Below are 7,256 nucleotides of genomic sequence, written 5' to 3' on the forward strand. Positions count from 1 at the left end.
CAACGGCTTCTCCCGCCAAGGTTGCTACTCTTCCACAAGTCCACGATGACGAACCAATTCCACCTGTGACAACTCCCCAATTCCCCAGTCAACCAATGCCTGTAAGCGAACCCGATGTGGATGAAATTCCCTTCTAAATTACGTAGGGGAAAAGTAAATTAAAAACTAGGGGCGCGCATATGTACGTCTCTATTTTTTTTGGCTCGATCAACCCGGTTTTTGAGTAGATATATCGTCACTTTCTTCCGGATTTTTCCCAGACACCGGGTTTCTTTGCAGCCAAGGGAGGAAAACAATATTGAGGAAATGCTTTCTCTCACGCCAAGCAATAAACTTAAGCCATGAACAAATTAAATTTGTAGGAGCAACGCTAAAGGCGGTGGTGCTACCCACAAGCAAAGACTTGAGCGCAATCGGATTAACCTCTGCAACGGGCGGGTAGTCGTTTACAAAAATTATAAAAATTAGCAATAAAATAATAAAATGAATTAAACTGAATTGTCACGTAGGTGTTTTTTATGGACAAGCAGTTATTTACAGAATATCCCGAACAGGATGAACGCAAATATTACGATCTCCTGCTCGAGCAAGTCAAGAAGCGCATGGATAATCTTTACAAAGATTCCGAACGGGCGCTGCGAGATACGCACACCAAAACCCATGCAGGCGTTAAAGCAACTCTGGAAATCTTTGACATTGATGAGGATGGGATTAAAGGCGAATTAAGCAAAAAGACTTCACTGACGGCTTCTCAGCTCAATGCCATTTCTACCAAACAAGGTTTGCTCGCCAAACCAAAACAATATCCAGTGTGGCTGCGATTTGCCAACGGGCGCACCAAGGTGGAAAACGATTACGTTTCAGATACGCGCTCAATGGCGGTAAAAGTGATGGGAGTAGAAGGGGAACGACTTGGGCAAAGCCATGAGTCGAATACCCAAGACTTCATTGTGCAAAATGCCGAAATCTTCTTCATCAAAACTATTAGGGACTTCTACGGCTTTTTTAGTGCGCTTGCTAAGTGGGAACCGTCAGTGCTGTTATGGATGCTGCTACATCCTAAGCAGTTCTCAGCCCTAAAAACCATTACCAGCCGCAATCCCAAGAGTTTGCTCGCAGAACGATATTGGAGTGGTTCAGCATCTGCATTGGGTCTGAACCCTGATTTTGATGCGTCCCAGTCCGGTGTGGTTCCGGTTGCATATCCGGCTGTAGTTAAATATGCGTTTACTCCAGTTGCAAGTATTGCACCCCACTCGCGACTTGCTATCGAGTCTAGACCAGAAAGCGATCGCTCCCGCGCCAAAGCGATCGCAAAAAGTGGCACTCAACCAGATAATTATTACCGGGACGAGCTAATCGCAGCTTTAGCAAAACCAGATGCCCACTACTGTTGGGATTTTGGCATCCAGTTCCAAACCAACCCCACCATGTCCATCGACGATGCTACGATTGTCTGGCAAGAAAGCGAATCACCCTTCTTTACAGTCGGTCGTCTCACCGTCAAACATCAGATAATTGATTTTGACAAACAATTCGATTTCATTGAAAACCTGCGGTTTTCTCCCTGGAATGGTTTAGCTGTCCATCGTCCAGTTGGTGCGCTGAATCGGTTACGCAGTTTTGTTTACCCCGTTGTCGCCTCCTATCGTCATCAGAAACGAGATTTGGTTTATCAAGAACCAACTGGGGATGAAACTTTTTGAAACAAGACTGACGCAAATGCCACCATCAAAATATCAATAGACTTCTGCCAAAAATTCCCTCAAAGGCGGGCAGAATGCCCACCCCACAAGAGTTTTTGGAGAGGTCTAATAAATGTTCGTAGTAGGCACTTTAGTGCCAATCTTTAAGCGCTTCAGCGCTTACTACGAACAAACCGATACTTTAGCGGTATTTCGATGAGAAATCCCCATGATTCAAACCATACCCAAACCAGTTACATTTGACGAATTCATTGCCTGGTATCCAGAAAACTCTCCTCACCGCTACGAACTGCACGATGGAGAAATTATTGAAATGCCCTTACCAACTGGCAAACATTCCAAGGTAGCAGGTTTTACAGCCTTTAAATTTGGCGCTGAAATTGAACGGGCTGGTTTTCCCTATTTCATCCCCAAGCAATGCATTATTAAACCCAATAACGACTTATCGGGGTACGATCCGGATGTCATAGTGCTAGACGAGAAAGCCCTTGGAGATGAACCGCGATGGGAACGAGAATCTATCATCACCAAAGGAACTTCTATTCCCCTAGTAATCGAAGTAATTTCAACCAACTGGAGCGATGATTATGCTTTGAAGTTGGAAGAATACGAAGCTTTCGGCATTCGAGAATACTGGATTGTAGATTATCTGGGATTGGGTGGTAAACGTTTTATCGGCAACCCAAAACAACCCACTATTACAGTTAATCAGCTAGTCAACGGCGAATATCAAGCTGAGAGGTTCACGCTAGGGGCGCAAATCAAATCTCTTGTCTTTCCAGAATTAGCCTTGACAACAGACGAGATTTTTCAACGAGGTAGGTAGCTGCACGCTCAAACATTTCAACCCACCAAGTCAAAGGAAAAACCATGATTCAAGCCATCCCCAAATTAGTCACGTTTGACGAGTTCGTCGCATGGTATCCAGAGAACTCAGAACACCGCTATGAGCTACATAACGGAGTAATTGTTGAAATGCCTAATCCCACAGGCGACCACTCTGACGTTACGGGCTTCATCGGCTTAAAACTAGCAGTTGAAATTGACCGTCGCGAATTACCCTACTCCATCCCCGGTGACTACCTGCTGAAACCCGTCCGTAACGAGTCAGGTTACAAACCAGATGTACTTGTTTTGGATCGACACGCACTGGTCAACGAACCCCGATGGAAAAAAGAATCGATCATCACGATAGGAAGTTCTGTTCGTCTAGCCGTAGAGGTGGTTAGCACCAACTGGCGAGATGATTACTACATCAAGCTGGCAGAATACGAAGAAATGGGTATTCCCGAATATTGGATCGTAGATTATCTCGGTTTGGGCGGTCGCAAGTTCATCGGGAACCCCAAGCGCCCCACCCTGTCAGTCTACGAACTGGTGGATGAGGAGTATCAGGTTAAACAGTTTAGCGAGGGCGATCGCATTGAGTCGCCTACGTTCTCAGAGTTGAACTTGACCGCCCAGCAGGTGTTTCAGGCAGGTTTGTAGTAGCTTGTAGGGTGCGTTAGTGACAACGTAACGCACCGACATCAACGAAGCTAGAGCGCAGATCTTGTATAAGTATTTCACAAAAAAAGCAAAATATGTATGTTATGGAGCGCAACAAGAGGAACCCGGTTTCTAGGATTGTCGCGCGTTAAACCTGATTTTGATCAAAAATTTTACCCAAAAAGAATCTTTTCCGGAGCGGACATATTTCTGTTGAAAATGCTTATAACAACAGAAGTTACCTCGCTTTAGCGGGATTCCAGTTATTTCAGGTGTTGCATATACCCCCAACTCCCCTTTCTAAGGGGGGCAAAAGTCGTATGCCTTAGAGCTTGACATTGACATAACTATTCATGAGGAAGAGCGGGAATAATTCTCCTTCATCTCGTTCATTCTTGCGATCGCGTTTACGTTGAACTCAAGTTTAGCAAAAGCGGTATGTAAGTCATGTTCAAAACAAGATGGGAATTAATACATGAGCAATACACCGAACAATCCAAATTCAGGTCAGACAACAATTATTCAACAACCAGGGTGGAAAACGAGGTTTCAGGCAGCAACACATTGGACAAAAATGTTGATGCTTGGCATGGCTTTATTTGGGGGAATTGTCAAAACAATAGAATTTTTAGTGAATATATCCCAAGCACCTCAAGCAATATGTACTCTTACTTCTTTGTGTCCGCCACCGCCAGATGACCCAAAATGGATAGGAACCAGAATCGAAGAGGTATACAGTAAAAAATTTCCTAACTATAACCCAGATACAACTTTAGTTCAGACTGATAAGCCTGCAACCCAAGACGAAAAAAATGACGTTTCTTTGCTCAAAAATACGGATCAGGATCTATTAAAGCTCAAGGGAGATAAGAAAAATAACTCTGGACAATATGAAGTTATTTTACGAAGATACAAAAGTGAAAGAAAACCTGTTTGTCTACGAATTTATGGCATTCGTAGGTTTGAAACCAGTGAATTTAAAAATATCATTTTGCTCCGAGATTTTCCTCCTGACAAGCTACCAAACTACGATGATATGCAACCAACAAAGCGGGATATGGCATGTCAAAAAAAATACGACAACGAAACGCCAACAGATCTTAATCCACAGTCATAGACTTTGGCGTTGGAAAAACCCGGCTTGAATCAAAAAGTAGGGGATGAACAGTTGCTTGTTCACCCCCAATCAATCAGATTGAATTGCGGCTAGCTATTAAGCTTCATCTAGCGCTGCAATTCCAGGTAATACCTTACCTTCGAGTAATTCCAGACTCGCGCCGCCGCCGGTAGAAATGTGGCTCATTTGATCTGCTACGCCGACTTTTTCTACTGCTGCAACGGAGTCGCCACCGCCGATGATGGTGTCGGTGCCGGTTTTGGTAAGATCGGCTAAAGTACGCGCGATCGCCTCAGTCCCCACAGCAAATTTATCAAACTCGAATACCCCCATCGGGCCATTCCACAACACCGACTTGCAATCAGCCAGTGCTGCTTGGAACATTTTCACCGATTCGGGGCCGATATCCAACCCCATCCAACCATCGGGGATAGCTTCAATGCTGACAACTTGCGAATTCGCATCGGCAGCAAAATTATCTGCAACTACGACATCGGTAGGCAACAACAATTGTACGCCGCGTTCTTTGGCCTTCGCGTCCAAAGACTTCGCCAATTCCAACTTATCTTCTTCCACCAAAGACTTACCGACGCTCAAACCGCGTGCTTTGTAGAAGGTGAAGATCATCCCGCCACCCAGGAGCAGCTTATCGCATTTTTCCAACAAAGTTTCAATGACGCCAATCTTGCTGGAAACCTTGGAACCGCCGATAATTGCTGCTAAAGGACGCTTGGGATTTTCAATCGCATTTTGCAGGTACTGCAGTTCCTTCTCGATCAGGTATCCTGCTACAGAAGGGCTGAGATATTTAGTTACGCCTTCAGTGGAAGCGTGGGCGCGGTGTGCCGTACCAAAAGCATCGTTAACGTATAAATCTGCATTCGCAGCTAACTGCTTGGCAAATTCGGGGTCGTTTTTCTCTTCTTCTTTGTGGAAGCGGACGTTTTCCAACAACAAAACTTGACCGTTTTGCATTGCCGCTACCGCAGCAGCAACTTCATCGCCGATGCAGTCGCTGGGTTTTGCCACTTCTTGCCCCAATAATTCCGACAGCCGCTTGGCGACGGGGGTGAGGCGATACTTCTCATCCACGCCTTTGGGACGCCCGAAGTGGGAGGACAGGATGACCTTAGCACCCTTCGAGGTTAAATCCTGAATCGTTGGCAGCGCTGCCCGGATGCGGGTATCGTCGGTAATGTTACCCGCGTCATCTAGGGGTACGTTAAAATCTGCCCGTACCAATACCCGTTTTCCAGATAAATCTGACGACGACAAATTTGCTACAGTTTTTTTGGACACGTAACAGCCTCCTAAATGCTTTTTTCAACGAATCAACGGGCCATTGGTTGTCCGTTATTTTTACGCCGTCCACATTTTACCGAGAAACGGGGATCGATCAGGTGCTGTAATGTTCAAGACAGTTTTATTTCCCATAGATGGTAGTCCGGAAGCCCGCGAAGCGACTGATGCGGTGATCAATATCGTGCAAACATACGGCAGTCGCTTGATTCTGCTGTCGGTTGTAGAAGAGCAACTGGCTACAGAGGAAGATCCGACGATGCCGGATATGATGGCATCGCCGGAAGCGATCGCTCAACTCCTGCAAAAAGCTCAAGCATTATTCCGCGAAAGGGGAATCCAAGCCGAAGCCGTCGAACGCCAAGGCAAACCGGCTTTCACGATTTGCGATGTCGCTGACGAACTTGGGGCAGATTTAATTATCATGGGCTGTCGCGGCATGGGACTAACCGAGGAAGGACTCGCCGACAGCGTCACCTACCGGGTGATTAACCTGTCTCCCTGTCCTGTTTTGATTGTCCCATAGGGCTAATTGCTAATTGCTAATTGCTAATTGGTCAAGTGTAACTTTTCTGAGATAGCACTTACGCAGCAACTCCATACATGGTGGTGGCGGTGGCTTACACCGCTGATAACGCACCCTACATGGGCGAGTCTTTGCTTAAGTCCTCTGACAATCCGCCATTAGCCATTAGCCATTAGCCATTAGCCATTAAACATCGTACATCCGCGCTTCCATTGCTTCTGGAAACTCCTCGCAGTACTCCTCGAAGGCTGTTTTTTCCAGCCTCTTAGCGCGTTGGTGCGCTGCTTCGGCTTGGAGTTCTTCGACGATATCCCACGCCGCGGCACATTCTCTGGAAGTTGGGCCTTTTTCAGAACAGATCGCCCGTGCAGCAGCGATGGCTTTTTGGATTTCTCCCGCTAGAGTGGTTTCTTTCGGCTTCTCGACGAAATCGCTCTTGGTGAGAATATCGGTAACCGAGATAATGCCCAGCAGCTTATCCTTAATTACAGGGGCGCGACGGATGCCGGTATTGGCGAACAACCGCGCCACGTATTCTACGCCCAAATCGGGATTGATCGCGATGCAAGGCTTGGTCATAATTTCATAAACCCGCACCTTTGAGGGATCTTTCCCAAAAGCAGCTACATTGTAGACAATATCAGTCTCGGTAACGATGCCGTAGGCGTCTTGGTCGTGGCGGCGTTCCACTATTAAGGCACGCAAGCTTCTTTGTTTCATCAGCTTCACCGCGTCAGCTACCGTCGCAGATCCGCGAATGGTAACCACATCGGTGGTCATAATGTCTGCTGCTTTGAGCATAGTTCTCCTTGTTATGTGACCAAAAAAATGGGTTTCAAGCCCCGCCCTTATAGGGCGGCTTTTGAGCCAAAAGTGTCAACCTAAAAAGTTCAATTGGCGTATCATCTGCTATAATTTTAGGATGAAATTACGTTATCGTTACCGAATTTATCCCACAGACTCGCAAAAAATCGCACTGGCTAAATTATTCGGGTGTGTAAGAGTCGTTTGGGTGCGATTCGTTCCGGCAAAAATGGAAAGCCCAACGGCCCAAGTGTAAGCAGGGCAAGGTTTATAATAACTAACCTTGACAATCTAATTTCCGTGATGGTGTAAGTCC

The 7,256-nt window shown here is 46.2% G+C and carries 8 protein-coding genes; 6 read left to right on the forward strand and 2 right to left on the reverse strand.

All coding sequences use genetic code 11. The annotated features are described in order from the left end of the window. The first annotated feature begins 518 nt into the window (after nucleotides 1–518). From ACE1CM_RS44700 to ACE1CM_RS44715, 4 genes are all read left to right on the forward strand, one after another. Entirely contained in the window at nucleotides 519–1,706 is a 1,188-nt protein-coding gene (locus tag ACE1CM_RS44700; RefSeq protein WP_374885957.1) for a catalase, read from the forward strand. 208 nt (nucleotides 1,707–1,914) lie between these two features. Further along, the gene (locus ACE1CM_RS44705) at nucleotides 1,915–2,532 is read left to right on the forward strand and encodes a Uma2 family endonuclease (RefSeq protein WP_374885958.1); all 618 of its coding nucleotides are present in this window, start codon (nucleotides 1,915–1,917) and stop codon (nucleotides 2,530–2,532) included. Nucleotides 2,533–2,576: 44 nt separating this feature from the next. Next, nucleotides 2,577–3,194: a Uma2 family endonuclease gene (locus ACE1CM_RS44710; RefSeq protein WP_374885960.1), complete on the forward strand. Its 618-nt coding sequence runs from the start codon at nucleotides 2,577–2,579 to the stop codon at nucleotides 3,192–3,194. Nucleotides 3,195–3,669: 475 nt separating this feature from the next. Then, on the forward strand, nucleotides 3,670–4,311 hold the full coding sequence (locus tag ACE1CM_RS44715; RefSeq protein ID WP_374885962.1) for a hypothetical protein: 642 nt from the start codon (nucleotides 3,670–3,672) through the stop codon (nucleotides 4,309–4,311). A 96-nt stretch (nucleotides 4,312–4,407) separates the two neighbouring features. On the opposite strand, the gene ACE1CM_RS44720 is transcribed toward ACE1CM_RS44715, so the two are convergent. Further along, entirely contained in the window at nucleotides 4,408–5,610 is a 1,203-nt protein-coding gene (locus ACE1CM_RS44720) for a phosphoglycerate kinase (protein WP_374885963.1), read from the reverse strand. Nucleotides 5,611–5,719: 109 nt separating this feature from the next. On the opposite strand from ACE1CM_RS44720, the gene ACE1CM_RS44725 reads away from it, so the two are divergent. Beyond that, nucleotides 5,720–6,136: a universal stress protein gene (locus tag ACE1CM_RS44725; protein WP_374885964.1), complete on the forward strand. Its 417-nt coding sequence runs from the start codon at nucleotides 5,720–5,722 to the stop codon at nucleotides 6,134–6,136. 186 nt (nucleotides 6,137–6,322) lie between these two features. Here ACE1CM_RS44725 and ACE1CM_RS44730 read toward each other — a convergent pair whose 3' ends face one another. Beyond that, nucleotides 6,323–6,937: a CP12 domain-containing protein gene (locus tag ACE1CM_RS44730; protein ID WP_374885966.1), complete on the reverse strand. Its 615-nt coding sequence runs from the start codon at nucleotides 6,935–6,937 to the stop codon at nucleotides 6,323–6,325. A 121-nt stretch (nucleotides 6,938–7,058) separates the two neighbouring features. Between ACE1CM_RS44730 and ACE1CM_RS44735 the strand changes: the two genes are divergently transcribed. Further along, nucleotides 7,059–7,196: a helix-turn-helix domain-containing protein gene (locus tag ACE1CM_RS44735; RefSeq protein WP_374885967.1), complete on the forward strand. Its 138-nt coding sequence runs from the start codon at nucleotides 7,059–7,061 to the stop codon at nucleotides 7,194–7,196. Nucleotides 7,197–7,256: the final 60 nt, after the last annotated feature.

The sequence above is a fragment of the Microseira sp. BLCC-F43 genome (assembly GCF_041929235.1).
GTDB lineage: Bacteria > Cyanobacteriota > Cyanobacteriia > Cyanobacteriales > Aerosakkonemataceae > Microseira.